Genomic DNA, 26,042 nt, shown 5'->3' on the forward strand with positions numbered 1-26,042 from the left:
CCGGGCGCCCGGCTGGGCGCCACTTCCGGTGCAGTACGCCGACTTCGGGCTGTGGCAGCGTGCCTGCCTCGGCGACGAGAGCGACCCGGACAGCATCGCGGGCGGGCAGCTGGCCTACTGGCGCAGCGCATTGGCCGACCTGCCCGCCGAGCTGCCGCTGCCGTACGACCGGCCGCGGCCCCTCGATCCCACCCAGCAGGCAGGCGTCGTGCGGTTCACCGTGCCGGAGCCGGTCCAGCGTGCGCTCGGCGAACTCGCGCGCGAGCAGGGTGTCAGCCTGTTCATGGTGCTGCGCTCGGCGCTGGCTGTGATGCTGCGCTTCATCACCGGCGGGCGCGACATCGTCATCGGCACGCCGGTCGCAGGGCGCACCGACACCAAGCTCGACGAGCTGGTCGGCATGTTCGTGAACACCATGATGCTGCGCTCCGATGTGGATCCGGACCGGCCGTTCACCGCCCAGCTGCGCGCCGACCGCGACACCGAACTGACGGCCATGGCCAATGCCGACGTTCCGTTCGAACGCGTCGTCGAGGAGCTGGGGCGCGTCATGGGCGTCGGGACGAACCGTCCGCTGTTCCAGGTGGCGCTGACCGTCCAGGACGGCCCGACGCCGGCCCTGGAGCTGCCCGCGCTGGCGCTGAGCGCCGAGGAACTCGACATCGCGCGCGCCAAGTTCGATCTGGAGCTGCGGGTCGCGACGCGCGACACCGGTGCGCGTTCCTTCGAATTCGTCTACGCGGCGGAACTTTTCGATGCCGCGACGGTCGAGACGCTGGCCGATCGGTTCCTGCGCGTGCTGGCCTCGGTCACCGCCGATCCACGGGCGCGGGTGTTCGATATCGACGCACGCACCGAGATCGAGCGCAGGCTGCTGAGCCCGGCGACCGGCGGGCAGACCACGCCGCAGCTCACCTTGGCGGCCTACTTCACTGCCACGGCGCGGCGGCATGCGTGGCGCGAAGCGATTCGGTCCGACGGTGTTTCGCTGACCTACGCCGAGCTCGACCGGCGCTCGAACCGCCTGGCCCGTGCCCTCATCGGGCGCGGTCTCGGCGCGGGCGCTCGGGTCGCGCTCGGCCTGACCCGCTCGATCGAATCGGTGCTCACCGTGCTCGCGGTGGCCAAGTCCGGCGCGGCCTTCGTGCCGGTGGACCCGAACTACCCGGTCGATCGCGTCCGGCACATGGTGACCGACTCCGGCTGCCGGTTCGGGGTCACCGTGTCCGCGCACGCCTACCGTTTGCACGCGGCGGGCGACGTCGCGTCGATCGACTGGCTGGAGCTCGACGATCCGGTGTTGACGGCGGAGCTGGAAGGGCTGGACGACGGGCCGATCGAGGACGCGGAACTGTCGCGGACCGTGCAGATCGCCGACTTGGCCTACATCATCTACACCTCGGGCTCGACCGGTACGCCGAAGGGCGTCACGGTCACCCACAGCGGACTGTCGAACTTCGCCGACGAGATCCACGACCGGATGCGGGTCGACGCGGACGCGCGGACGCTGCACTTCTCCTCGCCCAGCTTCGACGCCGCCGTGTTCGACCTGCTGCTCGCGGTGGGTTCGGGCGCGGCCATGGTGATCTGCCCGCCGGACATCTACGGCGGCGACGAACTCGCCGAGCTGATGGACCGCGAGCGGGTCAGCCACACGTTCATGACGCCTGCCGCGCTGTCCAGCATCGACCACGGGCGCTGGCCGCTGCCGCACCTGCGTTCGCTCATGATCGGCGGCGAGGCGTGGGGGCCGGAACTCGTGGCCCGGTGGGCGCCGGGACGGCTGATGCTCAACGGGTACGGTCCGACGGAGACCACCGTCGTCGTCACCGCAGGCGAGGTGGCCGTCGGTGCGCCGATCACCATCGGCACGCTGGTGCGCGGCGCGCGTGCCACGGTGCTCGACGACCGGCTGCGGCCGGTGCCCGTCGGCGTGCCCGGCGACCTGTACCTCGGCGGATTCGGTGTGGCGCGTGGCTATTTCGATCGCTCCGGCCTGACCGCGGGCCGGTTCGTCGCCGACCCGTTCGGCCCGGCGGGCGCCCGCATGTACCGCACGGGTGACGTGGTGCGCTGGAACGTCACGAACGACCTGGTGTATCTCGGCCGCAGCGACCACCAGGTGAAGGTGCGCGGGTTCCGCATCGAACTCGGCGAGATCACCGCCGCGCTCTCCAGGCACCCGAGCGTGCGGTTCGCGCACACCTGCGTCCGCCACATCGCGGGCGCCGATCGGATCGTCGCCTACGTGCAGCCGATCGACGTGCACGTCGGTATCGACATCGAGGCCTTGCGCACGCACGCCGCGGAACTGCTTCCCGTGCACATGGTTCCGGCGAGCATCACGGTGCTGGACCGGATCCCGCTCACCCCGGTGGGCAAGCTGGACACCTCGGCGCTTCCCGAGCCGCAATTCGCCGCAGGGGCCGCCGGTCGTGCGCCGGAGACGGAGATGGAGAAGCTGGTCGCTTCGGTGATGGCCGAGCTGGTCGGCGCGGAGCTGGTCGGCGCGGTCGACAGCTTCTTCGACATCGGCGGAAACTCGCTGCTGGCAACCCAGCTCGTCGCGCGGTTGGAAGCGGCGACCAACACCCGCCTCGAGGTGCGCAGCGTCTTCGCCACGCCGACCGTCGCCGAGCTCGCCGCCATGCTCGAATCCGGCCCGTCCGGGGCGGATGCGCGTCCCGAGCCGGTGCGGCGCGAGCGGCCCGACCGGATCCCGCTCTCCGCGGCGCAGCAGCGGTTGTGGTTCCTCAACCGGTTCAACGAAGTCGGCGCGGCCGCCGACGCGGCGGACCGCAGCGCGGGCGCCTACAACATTCCGGTCGTCCTGCGTATGCAGGGCAGGCTCGACGTCGACGCGCTGGTGCAGGCGCTGCACGCGGTGCAGGCCAGGCACGAGTCGCTGCGCACGGTGTTCCCGGAGCTGGACGGCGAGCCGGCCCAGGTCGTGCTGGACCACGCCGACGCCGCGGTGACGCTGTTCGTCGCGACGGTCACCCCCGATGCCGTCGACGACGCGGTGCGCAGCTTCGCCGAACCGGGATTCGATCTCGGCGAGACCGTGCCGCTGCGCGCCGCGCTGATCACGGTGTCGGACGAACCCGACCCGGACGGCACGGCGCTGCCCGCCGCTTCCACCGACAACGTCCTGGTGCTCGTCGTGCACCACATCGCCATGGACGGCTGGTCGCTGGAGCCGCTGGCCGCCGACGTGGCCGTGGCCTACAGCGCCGCCTGCGCCGGGCAGCAGCCGGAGTGGGACGAGCTGACCCTGCAGTACGCGGATTACACACTGTGGCAGCGGGATACGCTCGGCGCCGAGGACGATCCCGGCTCGGTGCTGCGCCAGCAGCTCGACTACTGGCGCGAAACGCTGGCCGGTGTCCCCGAACTGCTGAACGTGCCAGCGGACCGGCCGCGGCCGCCGGTGCCGTCCTATCGCGGCGGCACGGTGGAATGCGCGATCGACGCGGTCACCCACCGGGAACTGCAGACGGTGGCCACCTCCAACAACGTCAGCATGTTCATGGTGCTGCACTCCGCCCTCGCGGTGTTGCTGCACCGGATGACCGCCACCGACGACATCGCGGTGGGCACCGCCATCGCGGGGCGCGGCCACCCGGCGCTGGACCGGATGATCGGCATGTTCGTCAACACGCTCGTGCTGCGCACCCGGATCGATCCGGACGCGCGTTTCACCGATCTGCTGCACAGAGTGCGCGATATCGACCTGGACTCGTTCGCTCACGCCGACCTGCCGTTCGAACGGCTCGTCGAGGTGCTCAACCCGGCCCGCTCGCAGTCGCACCACCCGCTGTTCCAGGTGATGCTCTCGGTGCGGAACCGCCCGATCCAGAACCTGGAACTGCCGGGACTGCACATCGAGGCACAGGACAGCGACACCGGAATCGCCAAGTTCGACCTGCAGTTCACGCTCACCGAAGAGCAGACCGCACAGGGCGAGCCCGGTGGTATCGGCCTCGCGGTGAACTACGCGGGCGATCTGTTCGACGAGCGGACCGCGTACGGGCTCGGCAAGCGCTTGGTGCGACTGCTCTCGGCGATCGCGGCGACGCCGACCGCCGCGGTCGGCGATCTGGAATTGCTGGATCCGGAGGAGTGGACCGGGCTGGCTCCGGTGCGCGGTATCGAGGCCGACCGCCCGATCGTCTTCCCCGAGGTGTTCGAGGCCGCGGCGAACGTCGACCGCACGGCGGTGGCGCTGCGCTCCGACGGCACCCAGGTGACCTACGACGCGCTCGACCGCTGGACCAACCGGCTGGCCCGCGTGCTCATCGGTCGCGGTGTCGGACCGGAAACACTGGTGGCGCTGGGGATTCCGCGGTCGGTGGAGTCGGTCGCCTCGGTGCTCGCGGTGGCCAAGGCGGGCGCGGCGTTCGTGCCGGTGGATCCGCTGTACCCGTCCGGGCGCATCGCCCACATGCTCTCCGATTCCGGTGCGGCACTGGGCATCACGCTCGCCGAGTACCGCGAGGAGCTGCCCGACGGCATCGAGTGGATCGAGCTGGACGAGCCCGACTTCCGCGCGAGCGTGCTCGCGGAATCGGACAACGCGATCGTGGACGAGGAGCGGCTGCGTCCGCTGCGGGTGGACAACCCCGCGTACGTGATCTACACCTCAGGCTCCACCGGCACCCCGAAGGGTGTCGTGGTGACCCACGGCGGCCTGTCCAATTTCGCCGCCGAGACCGCGGAGCGCTTCGACGTCCAACCCGGTTGCCGTGTCCTGCATTTCGCGACGCCGAGCTTCGACGCCGCGATGCTGGACCTGCTGCTCGCCCTCGGCGGCGCGGCGACGCTCGTGATCACCCCGGCCGGGGTGGTCGGCGGCGCGGAGCTGGCGCAGGTGTTCATCGAGGAGGAGATCACCCACGCGTTCATCACGACCTCCGCGCTGGGCACCGTCGACCCGACGGGCGTCACCGATCTGGCGCACGTGCTGGTCGGCGGCGAGGCGCTGCCGCCGGATCTGGTCGCCCGGTGGGCGCCGGGCCGCAATCTGTACAACGTGTACGGCCCGACCGAGACCACCATCGTCACGGTGATCTCCGAGCCCATGGAGCCCGGCGGGCCGATCACCATCGGCGGCCCGATCCGCGGCGTCGCCGCGACCGTGCTGGACGCCAGGCTGCACCCCTCGCCGGTCGGCGTCACGGGAGAGCTGCATCTGGCGGGCACCGCGCTGGCCCGCGGCTACCTGAGCAGGCCGGGACTGACCGCGCAGCGGTTCGTCGCGAACCCGTACGGCAAGCCGGGCGAGCGCATGTACCGCACCGGAGACCTGGTGCGCTGGTGGTCCGGCGCCGCGGAGGGCGAGCACGAGATCGAGTACGTCGGCCGCACCGACCACCAGGTCAAGATCCGCGGCTTCCGCATCGAGCTCGGCGAGATCGACATCGCGATGGGCCGCCACCCCGCCGTCGAGTTCGCCACCACGATCGGCTACCGCACGCCCGCGGGCAGCACGGCGCTGGTGTCGTATGTGAAGCCGCGCAACGGATACGACGTCACGGCGAGCGAGCTGACCGAGCATGTGGCAGGCCTTGTGCCGAATTACATGGTGCCGCAATCGATCATGCTCATCGACGAGGTGCCGCTCAGCCCGGTCGGCAAGCTCGACCGCAAGGCGCTGCCGGACCCGGTGTTCAGCGCGTCCGGCGGCTACCGCGCGCCGAGCAACCCCATCGAGGCGGCGCTGTGCGCGGCTTTCGAATCGGTGCTCGGCGTGGAGACGGTGGGCGTCGACGACGCCTTCTTCGAGCTCGGCGGCAACTCGCTGCTGGCCACGAAGATTGTCGCGCAGGTGCGGGCCGAGGGGATCGACCTGCCGGTGCAGGTGATGTTCGGCGACGCGACGCCCGCCGCCATCGCCGCGCGGCTGGCGGGCTCCGACGGCGCCGCGACCGCCATGGCCGATGCGCTCGGGCCGGTACTGCCGATCCGGCCGGTCGCCGCGGGCCGTCAGGCTCCGCTGTTCTGCGTTCACCCGGCGATCGGGTTGTCCTGGTGCTACTCGGGCCTGCTCGCGCACCTGTCGCCCGACCGTCCGGTGTACGGCCTGCAGTCCCCGCACGTCGCGGGGGAGGACGGCTTCTCCGCCATCGGTGAGGCCGCGGATTACTATGTGGCGCACATCAAGTCGGTGCAGGCCGAGGGGCCGTACCACCTGCTCGGCTGGTCGCTGGGCGGTCTCATCGCGCACGAGATCGCGGTGCGGTTGCAGGAGTCCGGCGACGAGGTGGCGCTGCTGGCGATGATGGACAGCTACCAGCTCTCCGACCAGTGGCTCGAGCACGCCATCCCGGGCGTCGCCGAGATCATCGCGGAGTTCGGCAGCGACCTGGGCGACGACGGCGATCTCGATCCCACGATGAGCCTGCTCGACGCCGCGGAATTGCTGCGCTCGCGGCCCGGCGCGTTCTCGGCGCTCACCCTCGAGCACCTGGAGCGGCTGTACGCGGGCTACACCAACGGCACGGTGCTGGCGCACGGCTTCCGGCCGCGCACCTTCGACGGTGACGTGCTGTTCTTCACCGCCGCGGCCGACGAGGTCAACCAGTCCGACCCGACCCGGTGCGCCGCGGCGTGGGAGCCGTTCGTCACCGGAGCCGTTCACGACCACGAACTGCCCTGTCGTCATTCGGCGATGACCGCACCCGAATCGCTCGCCGTGATCGGACCGGTGCTGAACCGGCATCTCGAGGGTGAAGCGGGCACAACGAAGGAGGATGCCTAGTGAATGAGGTGCGGTCATGACGCTCGCGGTGGAAGTGCGCGGCCTCGTCAAGAGCTACGGCAAGGTCCGGGTGCTCGACGACATCGACCTCGAGATTCCGGCGGGAACGGTGATGGGATTGCTCGGCCCCAACGGCGCGGGCAAGACCACCACCGTCCGGATCGTCACCACCTTGCTGAAGCCGTGCGCGGGTTCGGTGCGGGTGGCCGGGGTCGATGTGCTGCGCGATCCGGCGGGTGCGCGACGGCGCATCGGCCTGTCCGGCCAGTACGCCGCGGTCGACGTGAACCTCTCGGGCTACGAGAACCTGCGCATGGTGGCGCGGCTCTACGGCATGTCACCGCGCCAGGCCGCCAACCGGGCCGCCGAACTGCTCGGCACGCTCGGTCTCGATCACGCCGCACACCGCCGTGCAGGCACCTACTCCGGCGGCATGGCGCGCCGCCTCGACCTGGCGGGCGCACTGGTGGCCCGCCCCACGGTGGTGGTGCTCGACGAGCCGACCACCGGTCTGGATCCGCGCGGCAGACTCGACATGTGGCGGGTCATCGGCGATCTCGTCGACGACGGCACCACCGTGCTGCTCACCACCCAGTACCTGGAAGAGGCCGATCTGCTCGCCGACCGCATCACCGTCATCGATCGCGGGCGGGTCATCGCGCGCGGTTCGGCCGACGAGTTGAAGACCTCGATCGGCGGCGACCGGCTCACCGTCACCCTGGCCCCCGGCCAAGAGGCGAAGCCCGCGATGACGGTGCTCGCCCAGATCGGCGTGGGCGAGCCGAGTCACGAGACCGGCACCGAGGAAGTGACCGTGGTGGTCGGCGACGGCTCGCGCACCATGGTCGAAGCGTTGCGCAGGCTCGACGACGCCGGGGTGTGCGTCGTCGACGCGAGCGTGCACCGGCCGAGTCTCGACGACGTATTCCTATCCCTCACCGGCACCCCGGCGCCCACGCCGAACGCCGAATCGGAAACCGACGACGTACCCGAGGAGATCATGTCGTGAGTCAGCGACGCGAACCGACGATCACCGTGGCCGCGCGCGGCGTGAGCGGGGTGGTCTCGTGACGAGTGCGACCGTGGTACGAGACGAGACCGATCAGTGCGAGGAAGCTTCGGAGCCGAAGCCGAAAGAGCATGTGCCTTACGAGATCAAGCCCCCGAAGATGCGCGTCTTCCGGGACAGCGCGATCGTCGCCTACCGCAATCTGCTGACCATCCTGCGGGTGCCGACGCTGCTGGTGACCGCGACGATCCAGCCGCTGATGTTCGTGTTCCTGTTCGCCTACATCTTCGGCGCCACGCTCGGCGGCAGCCAGTACCGCGAGTTCCTGCTGGCAGGCATCTTCGCCCAGACGGTCGCCTTCAACGCCGCGTTCACCACCGTCGGCCTGGCGGGAGACCTGCACAAGGGCATCATCGACCGGATGCGCACGCTGCCGATGTCGCGGCTCGCGGTGCTCATGGGTCGCACGCTCTCGGATCTGGTGGTGAACATCCTGAGCTTGGCGGTCATGGTGGTTTGCGGCTACATCGTCGGCTGGCGGATCAACGGCGGCATCGCCGACGCCGCCTTGGCCTTCGGGATCATCCTGCTGTTCGCGTTCGCGATGTCGTGGGTGGGCGCGGTCACCGGTCTGTTCTCGCCGACCGTCGAGGTGGCGCAGAGCGCGGGTCTGATCTGGCTGTTCCCGCTCAGCTTCATCTCCTCGGCCTTCATCTCCGCCGAGACGCTGCCGGGACCGCTGCGCACCATCGCGGAATGGAATCCGATCACGGCGGTGTCGGCGGCCGGTCGCAAGCTCTTCGACAACGATTCCCCGCCGTCGTTCGTGCCGCCGTCGGGCTGGGCGGCCGACCACTGCGTGGAGTACGCCATCATCTGCTCGGTCGCGATTCTGGCCGTGGCGATGCCGATGGCGCTGCTGCGCTACCGCAAGGTCGCCAGCCACTGATCGCGCGTGGCCGCCGTCACGACAAAAGGCCGCCCCCCGAACGGGAGGGGCGGCCTTCGTAGTCTGCTGCGTCAGGCGCGGCGGCGGGTCTTGAGCAGGTCGAGGCGCTCCTTCAGCAGCTCCTCGAGCTCTTCCTTGCTGCGGCGCTCCAGCAGCATGTCCCAGTGGGTGCGCGGCGGCTTGACCTTCTTGGTCTCCTGCGTGGTGCCCTCGACCAGGATGCCCTCCTGGCCGTTGCGGCACAGCCAGGTCGGGGGGATCTCGGCGTCGTCGGCGAAGGGCACGTCGAACTCTTCGCCGTTGTCGGTGCGGTACCGGGCGATCCGACGCGGGGCCAGGTCGTGGTCGCGATCGGTCTCGTAGCTCACCGCTCCGAGCCGGCTGCCTCGGAGTACGCGATCTGCCATGGTGTGCCTCTCCCTGTGTGCTCGAGTCTTGTTGCGCTGCGACCGTGCCCGGCGAACGCGTCCTGCGCTCGCTGGACCTCTAGTGCAACGAACGGGCCTGCGTCAATAGTTCCCGATACGGCGCCGGTGAACCGTTCCATTGTAGTCGGTGGCGTTGCAGTCCCTCGCGACGCGGGCGGCGGTGCGGTCTGCTGTGTTGCGGTCCGGCCACGGTGGGGGGTCTGCGGGCGAACCCGGCGGGCGACGCACTAGTGTTCTGCCTCATGTCGCGCCGCTTGCTGTCCTGCCTGTGGTGTGGGCGGGAGATCGTGGAGTCGGAGGCCGGGCGTCGTCGCCGGTACTGCCGCCAGTCCTGCCGTCAACGGGCCTACGAACACCGCAACAGCCTCAAAGGCACCGGTATTCCGGAGGACTCCGTCGTGCTCAGCGCCCAGGAGGCCGCCGACTTGGCGGACCGCTGGTTCGCGGCCCGCTGCGCCGCCGAGGACATCGCCACCGCGATCGGCGAAGGCGCCGACACCGAGGAGCTGGCCTCCCTCAGCGCGACCCTCGTCACCCTGGCCCGCGAAGCCGAACGGCTGCGCTAGCCGACCCGGGGCCCACCCGTGCCGTGTGCCGTGACGCTCACAAGGCTGACCGTTCTGCGGCGACGAGGCGTCGGCCGCGGCGGTGGACGACGAGGGTTGCGGTGAGGGCGAAGGTGGTGAGGCAGGCGTACGCGGTGAGGGTTCGGGCGTCGGGGTGGACGAGGGACTGGGCGCGCATGGCCTGCCAGAACGTGATGGCCAGGAAGCCGGTGTAGGTGAGGGCGAGGACGCCGATGAGAGCCGCGCGGGTGCGTTCGGGGCGCAGCCAAGGGTGGCGTCGAGCCTGGCGGGTGAGCAGGAACGCGGCGAGCAGCAGGACCTGAATGCCGTGCAGGCCGACGAAGTGGGGGACGCGCAGGTCACCGCCGATGGTGCTCCAATGGGTGAGGGGCATGCCTTCGACGGTGTCGCGGACCGCGAGCTCGGCGGCGGGTGCGTCCCGCAGCACGGTGTGCCCGGCAACCAGTTCCACGACTCGTCCGTTGGCGTCGCGGACGAGCTGCCCGCCGGTGAAACCCATCAGGTAGCCCAGGGCCATGCCCGCCACGGCCAGCGCGAGTCCGGCGTGGATGGCGCGGGCGGTGGGGCGATCGACCAACCGCTGCCAGGACAGGATCAGCACGATCAGCAGGTTCGCGAAGAACAGGCCGGGCACACCCGAGGCGAACACCATCTGGCCGATCGAGTTGACGGAGTCGCCGGAGGAGTTGAAGTGGCTGAAGGTGCCGCGGGCGGCCTGGACCACGATGAAGCCGACGTCGAGCGCTCCGGTCACCGCGAACACCGTGCCGAGCCACCAGGTGCCGCGAGATCCTTTGTGCGGCAAGGACAACAGCCACGCCAGCGTGATTTCGTATATCGCGAACGCGAACCCGAACTTGAAGGTCTTCAACCACACCGACTCCCCGAGCAGTGTGCGGTCGTCGACGAGCATGCCACCGAGGGAGAACAGGGCGAGTGCGGTCATCGCGGCCGAAGACCACAGCAGCGGACCGTGCAGGCGCCGCAGATCGCGCGGCAGATCGAGGCCGGGCCGCGGATCGAGGCGGTGGCGTGCGGTGACGGTGGCGAGTTCGGTCGTCGACATGTCACGAAGGTAGGAACCGGAGATGTCGGAACACGTCCCGCCGCAGCGCCATTCGCGCCTCGTACCGGAGTATCAGACGGCGCCGCCGCTCACCCCGGAGCGGGGGAGCGGCGGGTAGAGAAGCGCATGCCCGCGAACGGCGCTGTTCGCGGGCATGGCTGCCGGGAGTGACGACCGGCGGGGTTTCACGAGCCCCTCATCGGTGCTCGCGAAACCCGGCAGTATCAGTCGGAGACGGGGCCTACATCGATGCCACGGGCGGCAAGCCACGGCAGCGGGTCGATCGGGCCGGCGTAGGGATCGTGCACTTCGTAGTGCAGGTGCGGTCCGGTAGATTGGCCGCGGTTGCCGACCGTGGCGATCAGATCGCCGGCACGGACCGGCTGGCCGACCTCGACGAGGATGTCGTTGACGTGTCCGAAGACGCCGACGGTGCCGTCGTCCTGCTGGACTCGGACCCACAGGCCGAAGCCGGAGGCGGGACCGGCCTCGACCACGACGCCGTCGGTGACAGCCGAGATCGGGGCGCCCAGCGGGTCGCCGAAGTCGAGGCCGTTGTGCGCGGCGCCCCAGCGGTGGCCGAAGGTCGAGGTGAGCCGACCGGCGACCGGGCGGACGGTCTTCGGGGCCGGCGGCGGAGGCGGCGGGGCGGCCTCCTGGGCCTGGTGATGCTCTTCCCAGGGCAGGGGCTCGGAGACGGGCAGTTGCCCCTCGGCCGAGGTGAACTGGATGGCGCTCGACTCTGCGGCGGCCGCGGGCGCGGCAGCCTGGTCGGGGTTGGCAGCGGCGAGGACGCCGAGAGTGGCGCCTACGGCGGCGGAGACTGCCACCGCACGGGTGGCGACACGGTGCCGGCGAGAGCGAGTCGCGCCGGGCCGAAGAACAGATAACAGATCGGTCACGGGCATGACTCGAAGCTACGGGACCGTGATAGTCGGATCGTTATCTTGTGGCTACAGTCACAGATCGGTAAAAGACCAGCTCGAGTATTACGAACGGATAACGGCTCGACGCTCATGCGCGAGCGACCTGGGAAAATTGCGTAGTAGGCGATCTTGACCAGCTATTTGCTAGTTGATCACAATGTTTAAGTGGCGACTAACGGAGTCCGGGCCCTGGAGGCGCTGGCCGAGCCGACCAGGCGGGCGATTTTCGAGGCGTTACCGCATGCGCCGAGGTCGGTGGGCGAGCTGGCCGAGTTGGTCGGGGTGAGCAGCTCGGCGGTCTCTCAGCATCTGAAGGTGCTGCGGGCGGCGCGGCTGGTCATGGTGCGTCCCGAGGGCACCCGGCGGGTGTACACGCTCGATCCGCGGGGGCTCGGCGACGCGCGCGACTACCTCGAACAGTTCTGGCCGAGCGCGCTGGCGGCCTATGCGGCCGCGTTGAGCGAGGCCCGCGCGGAGCACTGAGAGGTCAGCCGACCCGGCGGTAGGTGGGGCGACGAGCCGCGGCCGAGTTGCGCTGGCTGAGCTGCTTCTCGACCGCGCCGACGACGTCGGTCACTCCTATACGCAGCAGGCCCGGGTCGGGAGTGTCGGCTTGGGGGTCGCCCGTCTGGCCTGCCCACAACACGATGTGCCTGGCGAGCAGGTGCGGTGGCGGACCGCCCCAGCGCGGCGGCCTCGGTCCGAACAGCAGCACGGTGCGGGTGCCGAAGGCGGTGGCCAGCCGTGCGACGCCGGTGTCGCCGCTGATCACCAGCGCGGCCTCGGCGACGGTGGCGGCAAGGTCGATGAGGTTCTGCTCGCCTGCGAGCACGTTCGCCTGGGAGAGTCCGGCCCGCGCGGCGACGTTCAGTGCGATGTCACGCTCGAACTCGTCACCGGTGAGCACCACCTCGCGACCGAGTACGAGCAGGTGCCGCACCACCGCGGCGAACCGGTCCGGAGGCCAGCGCCGTGCGGGCGCGCCCGCGCCGACGTGCACGACGACGCAGTCGCGGCGGCTGTTGGTCGACACGGGCGGCACCAGGCCCAGATTGCGGCGGTCGGCCACGATGCCGTCGGATTCGAGCAGATGACACCACCGCTCCACGTCGTGCATGTCCTGCTGCCAGTCCGGGCCCTCCAGCTCGGGGAAGGCCGGGTTGCGGTAGGTCAGGATCCGGCCCGGATCGGTTTTGACCAGTTCGACGATGCTCTCGGCGCTCGGCCCGTGCAGGTTCACCGCCAGCTGCGGTGGCGGGCCGTCCCAGCGCAGCACGCTCACGTCGGCGGTCGGCACCATGGTGTCCACCGAGGTGATCAGGTCGATGATCGGCTTGAGCCGGTGCGGGGCGGCGAGGACGATCTGGTCGCTCGGCTTGGCTCGTCGCAGCGCACGAAGCGCTGGGACCGCGGTGAGCAGATCACCGAGTCCGCGTGCCTGCAGCACGAGTACAACCGCCACCCTTTTCTCCCTAGCAACCCGAGCCTCACAAAATGGACCCCCACTCCGCAGGTGCTTACGACGAGAGCCACTGAGGGATGACTTCCCATGCCGCTCGAGCGGTAAACGTGGACCGGGTGGAGCGTTATCCACGCCACTCTCCGCGGCGCGGCAGTACCCTCGCACTTGGCGGCAACGACAGCTAAGGAGCATTCCCATGGTCTCCAAGCTCAACCCGTATCTCGGCTTCGGCGACAACGCGCGCCCGGCCCTCGAGTTCTATCGCGACGTGTTCGGCGGCACCCTGGCGGTGAACACCTTCGGCGAGTTCGGCGACAAGGAATCGCCCGGCGCCGAGCTGGTCATGCACGGACAGCTGGAGACGCCGAGCGGGTTCACGCTGATGGCGGCGGACACCCCGCCCGGCATGGAATACCAGCCGGGCAGCAGTATTTCGATCAGCCTCAGCGGTGACGACGCCGAGGAGCTGCGCGGCTACTGGGGCAAGCTGACCACGAGTGGTGTGGTCACCGTGCCGCTGGAGAAGCAGATGTGGGGCGACGAATTCGGCATGTGCCGTGACAAGTTCGGCATCTCGTGGATGGTGAACATCGTCGCGTCCGGGAACTGACCGGCGCCGTGCCGCGGGATACGCCCGCGGCACGTTCTATAGCAAATGATCAGAAAACCTATGTCACGAGGCATAACATCTGGTCATGACGACAAACAGTGTGGTCGATGGACCTGTTCAGGCGCTCGTGAAGAGCGCCTGGCAAACCGTTCTGGTCACCGGCGTCCTCTCGGTGATCCTCGGTGTCGTGATTCTGGTGTGGCCGGACAAGACCCTGTTGGTCGCCGGCATCCTCTTCGGTATCTATCTGGTCGTCGCCGGTGTGCTGCAGCTGGTGGCCGCGTTCGGCGCGACCAAGAGCACCGGCATGCGGGTGCTGTACTTCATCAGCGGGTTGCTGTCCGTCATCATCGGCGTGTTCTGCTTCCGTGACGAGCTCGCCTCGATCCTGCTGCTCGGACTGTGGATCGGCATCGGCTGGCTGTTCCGCGGCGTGGCCATGGTGGTGGCCGCCGTCTCCGATCCCGAGATGCCGGGGCGCGGCTGGCAGGGCTTCTTCGGCGTGATCACCACGATCGCCGGTATCGTGCTGATCATCTGGCCGGTCAGCTCCGTGGCCACCCTGACCCTCGTCGCGGGCGTGTGGCTGATCGTGCTCGGCATCCTGGAGATCATCACCGCCTTCTTCGTCCGCAAGGATGCGTCGCGGTTCGGTGAGGCGGGCCTCTGATCGCTTCGACCACCTCCTCTCCGCCCGGTGCGTAGTGCGCACCGGGCGGAGTTGTTTCCGGCCGGTCCGCACGACGGCCGACGCGACGCCGCGTGCCACCGGCCTCCTCCACGCGCTCGGGCTGGCGGCATATTCCAGAGGACTTATCGATAACATATCGATCGCCATCGCCATGTCGTCTCGACCCTCATTGACGATGTATCTCTGGGTAATTGCGAGTGCAATGCAGAGATGGAGTCTCCGAAGTTCTCCCGAACTGACTTCTTGTGACAAGAATTATTGTTAACATCGCTGTCGCGAGGCGAAGGTGCCTGGGCGCGGCCTCAGTGTCGAGTCGCGGGCCGATGGTCGGGAGTTCGAGTTGCACAGAATGCAATTGCCGTCGCAGTCACGGCGAACGTTCATCAAGTCCGCGGCATGGGCGGGGGGAGTGGCCGCCGCCTTGACGTTGGCGCCGACCCACCCGGTCCGGGCCGCGGCAGGTCGATCGGTCGCGGTGTTCGGCGCCGGGCCCGCGGGTCTGACCGCGGCGCACGAACTGGCCGAACGGGGCTTCGCGGTCACCGTGTACGAGACGCTGGCCGACTTCGGCGGCAAGACGCGCAGCATCTACACCCCGGACGGACTGCCGGGGGAACACGGTTTCCGCAGCTTCTTCGGCTTCTATCACAACCTGCCGGACACCATGCGGCGCACGCCTTTTCCCGGCAACGCGAACGGCACACTCGACAATCTGGTGCGGCTCAACGCCGAGATGATCGTCGGGACGAATCGCAAGAACCTGACGATCCCCTTGCCGTTCCCGCTGCCCTTCTCACAACTGCCGCTGACGCCCCAGGCGTTCATCGACTCGGTCGCCGCGGTCTTCGAGACGCTGTTTCGCCTGCCACTGCACGAGGCGATCTTCGCGGCCGAGCGGCTCGCGGTGTACGTATCCAGTTGCGGTGAACGCAAACTCGGTCAGTGGGAGCGCATGACCTGGGCGGATTTCGCGAAGCTGGACAACTCCTCGCCCGAGTACGGCCGCTTCCTCGGCGATGGTTTCATCCGTTCGCTGGTGGCCACCAAATCGGCCAACTGCAGCGCCCATTCCATCGGGCTGGTCGGCGAGGAATACGTGTGGTCGGTGCTCAACCTCAACAACAACAACGACGGACGTGGTAACGATCGGGTGCTCAACGGGCCGACGACGGAGGCGTGGATCACCCCCTGGATCGATTATCTGCGCTCGATCGGAGTGACCTTTCATGCGGGACAGCGGCTTTCGGGGTTCCAGCTGGATGGTTCGCACATCGTCTCGGCGACGGTCACCGACGCAGGCGGCGGGCGGCACGAGGTGCAAGCCGATCACTACATCTCGGCCATACCCCTGGACAAGATCCCCGATGTGCTGTCCGAGGAGATGGTCGCCGCGGACCCGTCGCTCGACTCGATTCGTCGCCTGCAGGCGGCGTGGATGGTTGGGCTGCAGTTCTTCCTGACCGAGCGCGTCGATCTGGTCAACGGCCACACCTCCTTCGTGGACGCGCCGTGGAGCATGACATCGATCAACGAAGCCCAGTTCTGGCGTCGCCCCCTGTCGACCTACGGTGACGGGGCAGTGCGGGACGTGTGTTCGGTGATCATCTCGGAGTGGGACGCACTCGGGACGTTCACTCGCAAGACCGCCAAGCAATGCACGCCGGAGGAGATCGCGGCGGAAGCCTGGGCGCAGATCAAGGCGGGCGTCAACGACGACGGCGTCACACAGCTGACCGACGACATGCTGCACTCGTGGTTCCTGGATCCCGCCCTCACCGGCGCCGGAACCCCGGACGTCGCCTACGACGACCCGATCTTCATCCAGAACCCCGGCTCCTGGTACGACCGCCCCGACGCGCACACCGCCATCGATAATCTGTTCCTGGCGGGCGATTGGATCAAGACCCAGATGAACGTCGCCTGCATGGAAGCGGCCAACGAGGGCGGCCGATTGGCGGCGAACGCCGTACTACACGCCTCCGGGGTCCCCGGCTCTCCGGCGAAGATCTTCCCGCGATACACCATGCCGCTGTGGGAGCCGCTCAAGCTGATCGACCGCGAACTGTACAAAGCGGGCCAGCCGAACATGTTCGACGTGATCGACCGGCGATATCCGATCCGCTGACCGGCGAGCGCGGTGTGACGCGTGGCGGCCGCTCTGGCGACGGAGGGGTCAGCGCGAATCGGCGTCGGGCAGCCGCACGGTGTCGAGCGGAAGACGCGTCAGTCCGGCCTCGGTGCATCGTGCCACCGCGGGAGCCAGCTCCCGCTCCGCCTCCTCCGCCCGGCCCGCTCGGCGCAGTGCGGCGCCGAGCAGCAAGCGGGCTCGCACCGCGGCGAGCGGGCGGAGGTCGGGCTCGATGGTCGCGACCAGGGCGCCCGCCCGCCGGCATGCCTCGTCGTATCGCTGCGGCGCGCGCGTCGCGAGCAACAGCCGAACCGCGGAGTCTTCGTCCCATTCGGCGATGAGCCTGGTGATTCCGTTGTCGTGGCGGAGTTCGCGCGGCCGCAGCACACGCTCGGCCTCGCCGGGAGCGACACTCAGTCCCAACCGGATTCGCTCGTTGCGCAACCGCGCCGTGAGCCGCGGCAGCGCCGATCGCTCGGCTTTCTGCATCCCCTCGGTCAACCGCTTCGCGGCGGCCGGGAGATCGCCCCGCGCGGCCTCGACCCGCGCTCCCGCCGCGTAGGTGGCGATCATGAAGTCGACGCCGCCGCCACCTTCGTCCGCCAGCTCCAGGCTCTCCAAGAGCAGATCCGCCGCGGCTTCCAGATCTCCTGTCTCGTAACGAAGTTCGCCGAGCACGGCGCCCGCGAGCCGCGCCGCGTGCGAGTGCGGCCCCATGGTGGTGGTCGCGACGTGCATGGCGTCCTGGAACGCCTCGTGGGCGGCCGGGATGTCGAGTTGCTCCCTGGCGGCGATGCCCGCGAAGCAGCGGCCGTACACCCACAGGAAGGGGCCCGTCGCCTCGTGATACGGGTCGGCCCACTGCTGCCACCGGCGCGCGGCGTCGAAATCGAAGCGGTGGATCGCGGAGAACGAGGCGATGTTGGCCGCCACCCCGGCCACCCGCGGGGAGAAGTCGCCGGGGCGGGACAACGCATCGCGGATGAGCCGGTCGCCCTCCGCGACTCGATCGGCGAACATCTCCCTGACGCTCGCGAGCACGTCGGCCTCGGCGCGCAGATCCGCCCGTTCGGCGTCCGTCAGCTCGGCCTCGCCCAGCGCCGCCGTGAACCGGGCCAGTGCCGCGCTGGTCGGTTCCGGGCGGCGCAGCACCAGATTCACCCACGCGAGGAAGAGCTGGATGCGGGGCCGGGACAGGAACGACCCCGCGGGCAGCTTGGCCAGAATGCCCAGCAGCGTGGTCATCTTGGACCGCTCCAGCAGGAATCCGCCACCGCGCTCGACGAGATCGACCGCGCGCTCCAGATTTTCAGCGGCCAACGCGTGATCGACTGCCTCGTTGAGCATTTCGTGGCGGGCGAACCATTCCGAGGCGCGGTAGTGCAGCGCGTCGATCTCCCCTGGCCGGTCCCGCTCCAGGCGACGGCGCAGGTATCCCGCGAAAAGCTGGTGGTAGCGGAACCATTCGCGATGCGGATCGATGCGTTGCAGGAACAGTCCGCGGTCCTCGATGTCCTCCAGCATGGCACGCCCGTGCTCTTTCCCGGTGACGGCGGACGCCAGATCACCGCAGAGGCGTTCACAGATCGACGTCTTGGTGAGGAAGTCGAGGATGTCCGGCTCCAGCGCGTCGAGCACGTTCTCGGCGAGGAATTCACCGATGTCGGCGTGTTCGGACAGGCTGTCGACGAGGTGCGCGGGATCGTCGCCCGCGCGCAGCGACAACACCGCCAGCTGCAATGCCGCCGCCCAGCCGTCCGTGGTCTGCGTCAACGCGTCGACGTCGCCGCCCGCCAGCCGCAGTCCGCCCGCCTCGTTCAGGAAGGACCGCACCTCGTCGCTATCGAAACGCAGTGTGCTCGAGTCGATTTCTTCCAGCTCGCCGTCGATGCGCAGCCGGCTCAGCGGAAGTCCGGATCGGGACGTGCTCGTCACGATGATCGGCAGGTGGTGGCAGCCGTGCTCGAGCAGGAACCGGACGGCCGCCACGGAGGCGTCGTCGGTCACCCGCTGCCAATCGTCCAGCACGACCGTGAGCCGGTCGTCGCGGGAGTGCAGGTCGTCGATCAGTGCGGTGAGCACGTGGCGCTCGGCATCGTCGGGATGCGCCTCCAGGACGCGATCGAGTTCGTTGGCGAGGTGAGGGCGCGGCCCGCGCATCGCTTCCACGAGATGGGCGAGGAACCACGCGACGTTGTTGTCGTCCTCGTCCACCGTCAGCCAGGCGACCGGCGCGCCCGCGCCCGCGAGCTCGTCGCGCCACTGGGCCGCGAGCGTGGTCTTGCCGAAGCCGCTCGGCGCGTGCATGAACGTCAACCGCTTGCGCGAACCCGAGCGGAGCAGATCCAGGAGCCGCTTCCTGGTGATCGGCGTCCGCGCCGGGGTCGGGGGACGATACTTGGTCGCCGGGGTCGGGGGAGCGGTGGGGCGTTCGCGGTGGCGAACCGTCGTGGCGGGCGGGGGCGTCCGCGGTCCCTGGCCGATCGGCAGCACCATGACGTCGACCGGCACGCCGTGCTCGCGCTGCACCGCGCGCAACTCCTCGCCGAGAGCGGCGGCCGACTGCGGTCGTTCGCCCGGATCGCCCGCCATCGCGTGCTCGATGACGGTGCAGACGTCGTCGGGCACGCCCGCCGTCCGCAGATCGGGGACGGGCTGCGCGGAGACGCGGAGAAAGTGGGCGACCACCTGCTCGCCGCTGCGACGCTCATACGCCACATGCCCCGTGAGCGCGCAGAACAGCGTCGCGCCGAGGCCGTACACATCCGACGCCGGCGTGGACGGATCGCCTCGCAGCACCTCCGGCGCGGTGAATGCCGGTGAGCCCGTGATGATTCCGGTCGTGGTGCGGAAGCCGCTCGCGGTCCGCGCGATGCCGAAGTCGGTCAGCTGCGGCTCGCCGTAGTCGGTCATCAGGATATTGCCCGGCTTGATGTCGCGATGCAGGGTGCCGACCCGGTGGGCGGCCTCCAGCGCACCCGCCATCTTGACGCCGAGCCGCAGTGTCGCGGTCCAGTCGAGCGGTCCGTCGTGCCTGATTCGCTGGTCCAGCGAGCCGCGGGCGTGGTACGGCATGACGAGATAGGGGTGTCCGGAGCCGGTGGTGCCGACCTGGAAGACGTCCACGATGTGCGGGTGGCCGGACAACCGCCCCATGGCCTGCTGCTCGCGAATGAACCGCTGCATGCCCTCCGGATCGAGATCCGAGGTCAGCACCTTCACGGCAATGATCCGGTCCAGGTCCGGTTGCCTGCACCGATAGACGACGCCGAAGCCGCCACGCCCGATCTCTTCGGCCTGCTCGAACCCTTCTGCGGTCAGGTCTGCGTCGATGCCGGAGGACGGGCTGCGCTGTGTCGGCAGTATGTCGGCCATCGTCGGCCTCGATTCTGGACGAGCTCTCGGGGTGACCCTGCGGTCGGATCCTGCCTCCCGAGGATAACCCCGATCGGCGGCTCGGCAATGATTCCGCAACTCGCGGTGGCCGCCGTGAGCGACGTGGGATTCGTTCCGGCCGACAACCCGAGGGTGGCCGAGCAATTCGAGCACGCGCGCGGAATCTCGCCCACCGCAAGGGTATTCGTCTACATACTGCCGATCGACCGCCGGTCCATCGAGTGCAGGACTGGCGGCCCGCTCAGACGCGCCGGATGCGCGCCAGCCAGGCGACCACGTCGACCGGTCCCTCGGTGGGCAAGTTGTGGCGCGCCGCTTCGTCGGCCACCACCTCGGTGACCCGGCCGCGATAGGTGGAGGGGACGAGTTCCTCGAGGTCCCAGCCGTCAGCCGCGAACGACTCGCGGATGAGCGAATCGCTGATCCGCGGGCCGAAACCCTCCTCGGTGTCGGAGAGCGCGAGAACGTGCACGTAGCCGCCAGGCTTCGTGATCCGGTGCAGTCCGCGGACGTAGGCGGCTCGTGCGTCGGGTTCGGTGCCGAAGACGTGGAACAGGGCGCTGTCGACGACGGTGTCGAAGACGCCGAGCCGATCGTCGTCCGCATCGGCGAGCGTGAGCACATCGACCACCTCGAACCGAGCGCCGGGGACACCCTTGTCCGCGGCGTTGCGCCGGGCGTAGGCGACCGCGCTCGGCGACAGATCCACACCGAGCACGTCGTAGCCCAGCTTCGTCAACGCGATGGTGTGCTCACCCGCGCCGGTACCGGGGTCGAGCACCCGGCCGCGGATCCACCCGTCCCGTTCCAAGGCGAGGATCGCCGGTTGCGGTTCCCCGATCACCCAGGGAGCGGTGTCGTTGTCGTAGACGGTATTCCAGAATTCCGGAGCCTGAGTCATGCTCCCAGCGTGCACCCTGAACCCGGGTTCAGGTCAAGCGTCGCGACTCGGCGGCGGCGGCAACACCGAGCGCGTACGCCCACAGCGTAATGACTAGGCGTGCACCGCGGGGCGAAACGTACGCTTCGTCCATGACCGAGCATCCGCGACTGCACTCGATCCCCGGTGGACGTGACGACCGCCCCCGCCACAAGCAGCCCACCGCTCCGGAACCGCTGTGGCGCGAGGTGCTCGGCGACCGGCTGCGCGCGCTGCGGCAGGAACAGCGCGAGACGCTGGTGGAGACGGCCGGACGCGCGGGTATCTCGCCGCAGTACCTGTCGGAGGTGGAACGCGGACGCAAGGAACCGTCGAGCGAGATGATCGCGGCGTTGGCCGGCGCGCTCGGCACCACCCTCGGCGGGCTGACCGAGCAGGTCGCCGAGGACCTGCTCGGGCGGCGGCGTGCCCCGGTGCGGCACCCCCAGGCCGCGCCGACCCTCCTGCTCCGCGCGGCCTGAACCGGTCGCTCAGCTCCGCGGCTGCAGCACAGTGTCGACGAGTCCGTAGTCGATGGCCGCCTGTGCGGTGAAGACGCGATCCCGATCGGTGTCGTGACGCAGCCGCTCCACCGGCTGCCCGGTGTGCCGGGACAGGATCGACTCGATCTCCGCCCGCATCCGGACCAGCTCGTCGGCCTGCAGGATCAGATCCGGAATCGCGCCTTGCCCGCGGGCGGCGGGCTGGTGCAACACCACCCTGGCGTGCGGAAGCATCGCGCGGCGACCCGGCGCGCCGCCCGCGAGCAGCACCGCGCCCACGGCGATGGCCTGGCCGACGCAGGTGGTGTGCACGGGGGCGCCGATGTGCTGGATGGTGTCGTAGATCGCCAGCATGGAGGACAGGTCACCCCCCTCGCAGTTGATGTAGAACTGGATCTCCTGCTCGGGGCTCTCCGATTCCAGGTGCAGCAGCTGCGCGATCAACGCGTTCGCGACGCCGGAATCGATGGGCGTGCCCAGGTAGACGATGCGTTCGGCGAGCAGGTGCGAGTAGATGTCGGTGATGCGCTCGCCGCCGCGCGGATGCTGGGCGATGACATTGGGAATGGTGTACGTACTCATGCCGAGATCCCGATTCGCTGGCGTTGGGGGACGACCTGTCCGAAGCTGTCGACGATGTGGTCGATGAATCCGTACTCCTTGGCCTGTGTCGCGGTGAACCAGCGGTCGTGCAGGGAGTCCTCGTAGATTCGGTCGAAGGGCTGGCCGGTGTCGGCGGCGATCAGGCCGAGTACCGTTTCCACGGTATGGCGCAGGTCGTCGGCCTGGACCTCCACATCGACGGCCGTGCCGCCGATACCCGCCGAGCCCTGGTGCATCAGGATCCTCGCGTGCGGCAGTGCGAAGCGCTTGCCGGGGCTGCCCGAGGAAAGCAGGAATTGTCCTGCGCTGCACGCCAATCCGAGCGCCAACGTAGACACCCCGCACGGTACGAGGCGCATGACGTCGCGGATCGCGAGCATCGCGGGCACCGAGCCGCCCGGCGAATGGATCCACAGCGAGATACCCGCTGCGTCGTCCTCGGCGGCGAGGGTCAGCAACTGTGTAGCCAACAGCGTCCCGTTGTCGTCGTCGAGCGGTCCGTCGAGCACCAGGATGCGGCGGCCGAGTAGTTGCTCTCTGGCGCGCCAGCTGAACAGGGGAGTCTTGTCGTCGTGAGCCATGCCTCCACCGTGCCCCGGCGAGACGGTGGAATCGGTCCGATGCTGCTCTGGGCAGATCTGCTCAGGGCAGCATCGGACCAGGGCAGCGCGCGATGTGCGGACTCTGTGCTTCGATGATCGGTGGACGGGCCGGACGTTTAAGGCCGCGGAGCAAGGGAATTCGAGTGGCCCGATGAAACGGGTGGTCGCGGCGGACTTGTCGAAACCGTAACCCGTATTTCGGCGTTTCGAACTGCCTTTCGACAGTTGCGTGGAAATAGGATGCGCGTTGTTCCTATCTGTCGGCCGCGATACCGATAATCTCGGTATCCGATTCTAGATGTCGTGGCTCTTCCCCATCGAAGGAGGACGGATCGTGAGGAGTCGAATACTCAGCTTGGCCGCAGTTTTGACGGGAACCCTCACCGTGGTCGGTGGCGGGGCGATTTCCGCACCGCACGCGTGGACGAATCCGGTGGTGGAAGCCGCCGCCGATTTCTACATTCCGCCCGCTCCGCTCCCGGGTGGCGCACCGGGCAACATCCTTCGTGCCGAACCGACGCAAGTGGCGCTGTCGGCGCCCGGACAGCCCGGAGTGGTTCCGGCGCGCGCGACGCGTCTGATGTACCTCAGCAGCAACGCCCAGGACGCGGCGACCGCGGTGGTGGGAACGTATCTGGATCCCATCGTGCCGTGGACCGGTCCTGGCGAGCGGCCGCTGATCGCGTACGCGGGCGGCACCAAGGGGCAGGGCGATCAGTGCGCGCCTTCCAAGCTGCTCTCGCAGATCGTCCATCTCGACCCGCCAGGTGATGTGATCTTCGAATACGACCTGGTGGCGATCTTCTCGTTGCTGGCGCGCGGCATGTCGGTGATGGTGACCGACTACCACGGCCTCGGCACGCCCGCGATGCACGACTACCTCAACCGCAAGGCACAAGCCCACGCGGTGCTGGACTCCGCGCGCGCCGCGCTGCAGTTGCCCGGCAGCGGCCTCGGCCCGAACGCCCCGGTCATCCTCTACGGATACTCCCAGGGCGGTATGGCCTCCAGTGGTGCGGCGGAGCTCCACCCGAGCTACGCCCCCGATCTGAACGTCCGCGGCGCCTATGTCGGTGGACCGGTGGTCGACGACCAGTACTTCATCGGATACAACGACGGCCGGGCAGACATCGCCCCCACCTACGCCTGGATTCTCAACGGTATGGTGGCGAACTACCCGAACATCGGCCCGGTGCTCGACGCCGAGCTCAACGACACCGGCAAGGCGATCCTGAACGAAGCGGCTTCCAAATGCGCGGTACCGCTCGGGCTGGCGCAGCAGCACCAGTTCACGTCGCAGTGGACCGCCAGCGGACTGCCTCTCACCGCGGTGATCGATCAGTCCCCTGCACTGAAGGCGGTGTTCGACGAGCAGCGTGTCGGTGGGCTCACCCCGGATATGCCCGTGCTGATCTCCTCGGCACCGAACGACGAGGGCGCGCCGTTCGCGCCGATTCACGCCGTGGCGGCCAGCTGGTGCAGTCGTGGCGTCCCGGTTCAGCTGGATGCGAACGCCCAGATTCCCAGCATGTCCGGACTCGTCGGCACCCATGTGATGGCGTTCTTCCCGGGGCTGGCCGCTTCGCAGCAGTGGGTGACGGATCGGCTCGCCGGCCTTCCGGCCCCGACCAACTGCGGGGCGCTGCCGTAGCCGCGGATCCGCGGCGCGTTCGGATGCCTGCTGGATTCTCGGTGAACGGCGTCCTGTCTCCGGCTGTGCGGCGCGGTTGTTCGTGACTGTGATGCGGTGATCTTCTGTGTACGGTGCCCGGCGGCGGGTCGGTCCTGAGGGGCCGACCCGCCGCCGACGTTCACCCGGCCGCGGGGTCCGTGCGCGGCGAAAGCCTCCCGGTCAGGGGACGATTTTGTCGGTTCTCTGGATTGCGGCGAGGAAACAGCTATCCTGGAGCTACACATTTAGCGCAACCGTTTTCGGCCACACTTCTTCATCGGGTGTTCTGTTGGATCAGCGGGACGGCTATGACGGTATTCAAAAATACGCAAGCGCGCGATCCCAAGCGATACCTCTGGATATTCGGTTTGATTGCACCGGGTTGCGCGCTCCTCCCCTCACAACTAGTGGCTCATACTGGGCTGGAACTGTTTTGGTGGATCGGTCCGATCATCGTGTTCGTGGCCATTCCGCTGCTGGACTGGGCGGTAGGCGACGACGGGAGCAATCCCCGTGACGAGGACTACGAGGTATTGTCCAACGATCGCTATTATCGGTGGTGCACATACCTTTTCCTGCCGATGCAGTTCATCGGCCTGCTGATCGCAGGCTATCTCTGGTCCAGAACCGAATTGAGCATGGCTGACAAACTCGGGCTCGCCGTGACGCTCGGTGTCGTGTCCGGCATCGGCATCAACGCCGCGCACGAACTCGGCCACCGCGTCGAGCGCATGGAACGGTGGCTGGCGAAAATCGCCCTGGCACAATCCGGCTACGGGCACTTCTTCGTCGAGCACAACCGCGGCCACCACGTGCGCGTCGCCACGCCGGAGGACCCGGCCAGCGCGCGATTCGGCGAGTCGCTGTGGGAGTTCCTGCCGCGCACCGTCTTCGGCGGGTTCCGATCGGCGCTCGGGTTGGAACGAGAACGCCTGTCCCGCAAGGGAAAGGGCTGGTTCAGCCTGGAAAACCATCTGCTGCAGGCGTGGGCGATGAGCATCGCGCTGTTCGGGACGATGATCCTGGTCTTCGGGCCGAAGGTGATCCCGTTCCTGGCGCTGCAAGCGGTGATCGGCGCCGGACTGCTCGAGACGGTGAACTACGTCGAGCACTACGGTCTGCTGCGCAGGCGCCGCCCCAACGGCAACTACGAGCGCTGCTCGCCGCGTGACAGCTGGAACAGCGACCGTCTGGTTACCAACATCTTCCTCTTCCACCTCCAGCGGCACAGCGACCATCACGCGAATCCGGGCCGCCGCTACCAGACCCTGCGCAGCTCGGAACAGGCGCCGCAGCTGCCCGCGGGCTATGCCAGCATGGTCGTGCTGGCCGCCGTGCCGCCGCTGTGGCGCAAGGTCATGGACCACCGAGTGCTCGCCCACTACGGCGGCGACCTCACCCTCGTCAACCCCAAACGGCCCACCAATCGCGGCCTCTCCCCGAACCAGCGGACTATGGCACCTGCTGACCGAGCGGCCGCTCGATTGCCGGACCCCGCCGAGTCGAGCGAGGCGGGATCGGGCTGAGCTGGGCAAAGGTTGTGCGGTCGAATCCTTCGACGGCGATCGCGGCGGTCCCGAGCCCGAGATCATTGGCGTAGCGCATTCTGGTGACGACCCACAGTGCTGGTGGTCGTCGCCGGGTCAGCGCAGGCAGCCACGGCTCGAAGTACTCGGTTGCCACCCCGGTCAGTCGTTGCCCTGGCGCAGTGTCGGTCGTGTTCGGTCGGAT

General features: G+C 68.7%; 19 protein-coding genes. 11 read left to right on the top strand and 8 right to left on the bottom strand.

The window, feature by feature from the left end:
- Nucleotides 1-28: 28 nt before the first annotated feature.
- The 3 genes from NL1_RS11000 (at nt 29) to NL1_RS11010 (ending at nt 8,718) form a co-directional block, all read left to right on the top strand.
- Nucleotides 29-6,760: a non-ribosomal peptide synthetase gene (locus NL1_RS11000; RefSeq protein WP_084510482.1), complete on the top strand. Its 6,732-nt coding sequence runs from the start codon at nt 29-31 to the stop codon at nt 6,758-6,760.
- Between the two features lie 16 nt (nt 6,761-6,776).
- Nucleotides 6,777-7,769 (top strand): ATP-binding cassette domain-containing protein, encoded by a 993-nt coding sequence (locus NL1_RS11005; RefSeq protein WP_067837429.1) that lies wholly within the window; start codon nt 6,777-6,779, stop codon nt 7,767-7,769.
- A gap of 160 nt (nt 7,770-7,929) precedes the next feature.
- On the top strand, nt 7,930-8,718 hold the full coding sequence (locus tag NL1_RS11010; RefSeq protein ID WP_067837668.1) for an ABC transporter permease: 789 nt from the start codon (nt 7,930-7,932) through the stop codon (nt 8,716-8,718).
- Between the two features lie 71 nt (nt 8,719-8,789).
- Here the strand turns inward: NL1_RS11010 and NL1_RS11015 are convergent, their stop codons facing one another.
- Nucleotides 8,790-9,125: an RNA polymerase-binding protein RbpA gene (locus NL1_RS11015; RefSeq protein WP_067837442.1), complete on the bottom strand. Its 336-nt coding sequence runs from the start codon at nt 9,123-9,125 to the stop codon at nt 8,790-8,792.
- A 263-nt stretch (nt 9,126-9,388) separates the two neighbouring features.
- Here NL1_RS11015 and NL1_RS11020 point away from each other — a divergent pair, with 263 nt between their 5' ends.
- Nucleotides 9,389-9,712, top strand: coding sequence for a hypothetical protein (locus NL1_RS11020; protein WP_067837454.1), 324 nt, complete (start codon nt 9,389-9,391; stop codon nt 9,710-9,712).
- A gap of 37 nt (nt 9,713-9,749) precedes the next feature.
- Here NL1_RS11020 and NL1_RS11025 read toward each other — a convergent pair whose 3' ends face one another.
- Together NL1_RS11025 and NL1_RS11030 are read right to left on the bottom strand one after the other, a co-directional pair.
- Nucleotides 9,750-10,799, bottom strand: a complete 1,050-nt coding sequence (locus tag NL1_RS11025; RefSeq protein ID WP_067837456.1) for a hypothetical protein — start codon at nt 10,797-10,799, stop codon at nt 9,750-9,752.
- Between the two features lie 224 nt (nt 10,800-11,023).
- Entirely contained in the window at nt 11,024-11,629 is a 606-nt protein-coding gene (locus NL1_RS11030) for a M23 family metallopeptidase (RefSeq protein ID WP_245673185.1), read from the bottom strand.
- A 261-nt stretch (nt 11,630-11,890) separates the two neighbouring features.
- Here NL1_RS11030 and NL1_RS11035 point away from each other — a divergent pair, with 261 nt between their 5' ends.
- Complete coding sequence (locus NL1_RS11035) at nt 11,891-12,208, top strand: ArsR/SmtB family transcription factor (RefSeq protein ID WP_067837459.1); 318 nt, start codon at nt 11,891-11,893, stop codon at nt 12,206-12,208.
- A gap of 4 nt (nt 12,209-12,212) precedes the next feature.
- Here NL1_RS11035 and NL1_RS11040 read toward each other — a convergent pair whose 3' ends face one another.
- On the bottom strand, nt 12,213-13,187 hold the full coding sequence (locus tag NL1_RS11040; protein WP_067837463.1) for a glycosyltransferase family 9 protein: 975 nt from the start codon (nt 13,185-13,187) through the stop codon (nt 12,213-12,215).
- A gap of 196 nt (nt 13,188-13,383) precedes the next feature.
- Between NL1_RS11040 and NL1_RS11045 the strand changes: the two genes are divergently transcribed.
- From NL1_RS11045 to NL1_RS11055, 3 genes are all read left to right on the top strand, one after another.
- Entirely contained in the window at nt 13,384-13,797 is a 414-nt protein-coding gene (locus NL1_RS11045; protein ID WP_067837464.1) for a VOC family protein, read from the top strand.
- A gap of 85 nt (nt 13,798-13,882) precedes the next feature.
- A complete protein-coding gene (locus NL1_RS11050; RefSeq protein WP_067837467.1) occupies nt 13,883-14,467 on the top strand; it encodes an HdeD family acid-resistance protein in 585 nt (194 codons plus the stop codon).
- Nucleotides 14,468-14,837: 370 nt separating this feature from the next.
- Entirely contained in the window at nt 14,838-16,613 is a 1,776-nt protein-coding gene (locus NL1_RS11055; protein WP_067837471.1) for a hydroxysqualene dehydroxylase, read from the top strand.
- 48 nt (nt 16,614-16,661) lie between these two features.
- Here NL1_RS11055 and NL1_RS11060 read toward each other — a convergent pair whose 3' ends face one another.
- Together NL1_RS11060 and NL1_RS11065 are read right to left on the bottom strand one after the other, a co-directional pair.
- The gene (locus tag NL1_RS11060; RefSeq protein ID WP_067837473.1) at nt 16,662-19,991 is read right to left on the bottom strand and encodes a serine/threonine-protein kinase; all 3,330 of its coding nucleotides are present in this window, start codon (nt 19,989-19,991) and stop codon (nt 16,662-16,664) included.
- A 262-nt stretch (nt 19,992-20,253) separates the two neighbouring features.
- On the bottom strand, nt 20,254-20,913 hold the full coding sequence (locus NL1_RS11065; RefSeq protein WP_067837475.1) for a class I SAM-dependent methyltransferase: 660 nt from the start codon (nt 20,911-20,913) through the stop codon (nt 20,254-20,256).
- Nucleotides 20,914-21,044: 131 nt separating this feature from the next.
- Between NL1_RS11065 and NL1_RS11070 the strand changes: the two genes are divergently transcribed.
- Nucleotides 21,045-21,413: a helix-turn-helix domain-containing protein gene (locus NL1_RS11070; RefSeq protein ID WP_084510483.1), complete on the top strand. Its 369-nt coding sequence runs from the start codon at nt 21,045-21,047 to the stop codon at nt 21,411-21,413.
- A gap of 9 nt (nt 21,414-21,422) precedes the next feature.
- Here NL1_RS11070 and NL1_RS11075 read toward each other — a convergent pair whose 3' ends face one another.
- A complete protein-coding gene (locus tag NL1_RS11075; RefSeq protein WP_067837477.1) occupies nt 21,423-22,016 on the bottom strand; it encodes a ClpP family protease in 594 nt (197 codons plus the stop codon).
- On the bottom strand, nt 22,013-22,618 hold the full coding sequence (locus NL1_RS11080; RefSeq protein ID WP_067837481.1) for a ClpP family protease: 606 nt from the start codon (nt 22,616-22,618) through the stop codon (nt 22,013-22,015). The genes NL1_RS11075 and NL1_RS11080 overlap by 4 nt, the downstream gene beginning before the upstream one ends.
- A 355-nt stretch (nt 22,619-22,973) precedes the next feature.
- On the opposite strand from NL1_RS11080, the gene NL1_RS11085 reads away from it, so the two are divergent.
- Nucleotides 22,974-24,290 (top strand): lipase family protein, encoded by a 1,317-nt coding sequence (locus tag NL1_RS11085; RefSeq protein WP_162272716.1) that lies wholly within the window; start codon nt 22,974-22,976, stop codon nt 24,288-24,290.
- Nucleotides 24,291-24,619: 329 nt separating this feature from the next.
- A complete protein-coding gene (locus NL1_RS11090) occupies nt 24,620-25,837 on the top strand; it encodes an alkane 1-monooxygenase (protein ID WP_084510485.1) in 1,218 nt (405 codons plus the stop codon).
- The last annotated feature ends 205 nt before the right edge of the window (nt 25,838-26,042 follow it).

It is taken from the genome of Nocardia lijiangensis NBRC 108240, from assembly GCF_001613045.1.
Classification (GTDB): Bacteria; Actinomycetota; Actinomycetes; order Mycobacteriales; family Mycobacteriaceae; genus Nocardia; species Nocardia lijiangensis.

Excerpts from the sequence above, each read along its gene's own strand:
- NL1_RS11005 (WP_067837429.1), top strand. The coding sequence starts at position 6,777 with ATGACGCTCGCGGTGGAAGTGCGCGGCCTCGTCAAGAGCTACGGCAAG.
- NL1_RS11010 (WP_067837668.1), top strand. The coding sequence starts at position 7,930 with ATGCGCGTCTTCCGGGACAGCGCGATCGTCGCCTACCGCAATCTGCTG.
- NL1_RS11015 (WP_067837442.1), bottom strand. The coding sequence starts at position 9,125 with ATGGCAGATCGCGTACTCCGAGGCAGCCGGCTCGGAGCGGTGAGCTAC.
- NL1_RS11020 (WP_067837454.1), top strand. The coding sequence starts at position 9,389 with ATGTCGCGCCGCTTGCTGTCCTGCCTGTGGTGTGGGCGGGAGATCGTG.
- NL1_RS11025 (WP_067837456.1), bottom strand. The coding sequence starts at position 10,799 with ATGTCGACGACCGAACTCGCCACCGTCACCGCACGCCACCGCCTCGAT.
- NL1_RS11045 (WP_067837464.1), top strand. The coding sequence starts at position 13,384 with ATGGTCTCCAAGCTCAACCCGTATCTCGGCTTCGGCGACAACGCGCGC.
- NL1_RS11050 (WP_067837467.1), top strand. The coding sequence starts at position 13,883 with ATGACGACAAACAGTGTGGTCGATGGACCTGTTCAGGCGCTCGTGAAG.
- NL1_RS11055 (WP_067837471.1), top strand. The coding sequence starts at position 14,838 with ATGCAATTGCCGTCGCAGTCACGGCGAACGTTCATCAAGTCCGCGGCA.
- NL1_RS11060 (WP_067837473.1), bottom strand. The coding sequence starts at position 19,991 with ATGGCCGACATACTGCCGACACAGCGCAGCCCGTCCTCCGGCATCGAC.
- NL1_RS11065 (WP_067837475.1), bottom strand. The coding sequence starts at position 20,913 with ATGACTCAGGCTCCGGAATTCTGGAATACCGTCTACGACAACGACACC.
- NL1_RS11070 (WP_084510483.1), top strand. The coding sequence starts at position 21,045 with ATGACCGAGCATCCGCGACTGCACTCGATCCCCGGTGGACGTGACGAC.
- NL1_RS11075 (WP_067837477.1), bottom strand. The coding sequence starts at position 22,016 with ATGAGTACGTACACCATTCCCAATGTCATCGCCCAGCATCCGCGCGGC.
- NL1_RS11080 (WP_067837481.1), bottom strand. The coding sequence starts at position 22,618 with ATGGCTCACGACGACAAGACTCCCCTGTTCAGCTGGCGCGCCAGAGAG.
- NL1_RS11090 (WP_084510485.1), top strand. The coding sequence starts at position 24,620 with ATGACGGTATTCAAAAATACGCAAGCGCGCGATCCCAAGCGATACCTC.